Source organism: Massilia sp. (genome assembly GCF_032106685.1).
In the GTDB taxonomy this organism is placed as follows: Bacteria; Pseudomonadota; Gammaproteobacteria; order Burkholderiales; family Burkholderiaceae_D; genus Telluria.
The window spans coordinates 1-1,936 of record NZ_DAMCPG010000094.1; the positions used below are offsets into that span (position 1 = coordinate 1).

At 72.0% G+C, this 1,936-nt stretch carries 1 protein-coding gene and 1 pseudogene; both read right to left on the reverse strand.

What is annotated here, in order from left to right:
- Nucleotides 1–1,540 (reverse strand): DNA polymerase III subunit gamma/tau (dnaX, locus tag RT688_RS23685; protein ID WP_313707271.1); only part of this gene is annotated, 1,540 nt, incomplete at its 3' end.
- An 81-nt stretch (nt 1,541–1,621) separates the two neighbouring features.
- Nucleotides 1,622–1,936: pseudogene (locus RT688_RS23690) on the reverse strand (hypothetical protein); the annotation flags it as partial.

Below are 1,936 nucleotides of genomic sequence, written 5' to 3' on the forward strand. Positions count from 1 at the left end.
GGGCGGATGGCGGCGGCGCCATGCGCGCGCCCGGCGCCGACGGCGGCGCACCGCTTGGGCCAACGTTGATCGGACGCCCCGGCGGCGCGGATGGCGCGGCCGGCGTTGGCGCCGAAGCCGGAGCGGATGCAGGCGGCGCGCCCGGCGCGTCGGCGCCCGGACGCTTCGGCGCCGTGCGCTGGCCGGAAGCGGCGCGCGCCGCCTCGAGTGCGGCATTGATCGCCGCACGCGCGGAATTCATGGCCGGGGCCGGATTGGCGGCGGCGGAAACGGGGGCGGAAGCCGGGGCCGCCGGAGCCGGACGCGGCGGCGCGCCTGCGGCGGCCGGCGCCGGTGCGGCCGAGGCCGCCGCGCTTGCCGCGCTTGCCGCCCGTGCCGCCGGCGCGGCCGCGCGCGGCGCCGCTGCGGCTGCCGGCGCGGCGATGCGTTCGGCGCCGCCCTGCCCCGGGCGGAAGGCCAGCATGCGCAGCAGCGTCATGGTGAAGCCCGCGTACTCGTCCGGCGCCAGGCCGATCTCGTTACGGCCGTGCACGGCGATCTGGTAATACAGCTGCACTTCCTGCGGGTCGAACAGCCCGGCCAGGCGCAGGATGTCGGCAAGTTCCGGCAGGTCCTGCGGCACGGCGCCCGGCACCGACTGCGCCAGCGCGATGCGGTGCAGCAGCGTGCCGAGGTCCTGCAGCGCGCCGTTGTAGGACAGGCTGCGGCTGGCCATCTCGTCGGCCACGGCCAGCAGGTCGGCGCCGTTTTCCTGGGCCAGGGCGTCGAGCAGGCGCACGAGATACGACTGGTCGAGCGCGCCCAGCATGCCCTGCACGGCGTCGAGCGTGACGGCGCCGGCGGCATAGGCGATCGCCTGGTCGGTCAGCGACAGCGCGTCGCGCATCGAGCCGTGGGCGCCCTGCGCCAGCAAACGCAGCGCAGGCTGTTCGAAGCTGACGCCTTCCTGGCCGAGGATGTTCTCGAGGTGGCCGACGATGTGGCCCGGCGGCATCTGCTTCAGGTTGAACTGCAGGCAGCGCGACAGCACCGTCACCGGAATCTTCTGCGGATCGGTGGTCGCGAGGATGAACTTGACGTGCTCGGGCGGTTCCTCGAGCGTTTTCAGCATCGCGTTGAACGCGTGGTTGGTCAGCATGTGCACTTCGTCGATCATGTAGACCTTGAAGCGGGCATTGCTGGGCGCGTACACCGCCTGCTCGAGCAGCTGCGCCATTTCGTCGACGCCGCGGTTCGAGGCGGCGTCCATTTCTATATAGTCGACGAAGCGCCCGGCGTCGATCGCGCGGCAGGCTTCGCACTGGCCGCACGGCTCGGCCGTGATCCCGCCCTGCCCGTCCGGGCCGGTGCAGTTGAGCGACTTGGCGAGAATACGCGACAGCGTGGTCTTGCCGACGCCGCGGGTGCCCGTGAACAGGTAGGCGTGGTGCAGGCGGCCCGTGTGCAGCGCATGGGTCAGTGCGCGCACCACGTGCTCCTGGCCGACCAGCGTTTCGAAGTTCTTGGGGCGGTATTTGCGGGCGAGGACTTGATAGGACATGCCGCGATTTTACCGCAGTTGGGCGCTGCCGCGAACATTGCCGGGTCCGGCCGGCAATCTTCGCGGCCGGCTTTCCTTCGTTCAGGCGAGCGGCAAGGCCGTCCGCAATGCCACTGCCGCGTTATCCAGGCGGAACACGGCCACCACGCCGGCCAGCTCGTCGGCCTGGCTCTTCAGTGCACCGGCGGCCTCGGCCGCTTCGCACACCATGGCCGCGTTCTCGCGCGTATCCCCGTCCATCGCGCCCATGGCCTCGCCGATCGCGGTGATGTCCCGGGCCTGGGCCGCGCTGGCGCTGCTGATCTCGCCGATGATGCCGGACACCTGACGCACGCTCTCGACCACCTCTTCCATGGTGCGGCCGGCCTGCTGGGCCAGCGCGCTGCCGGCGCCGAC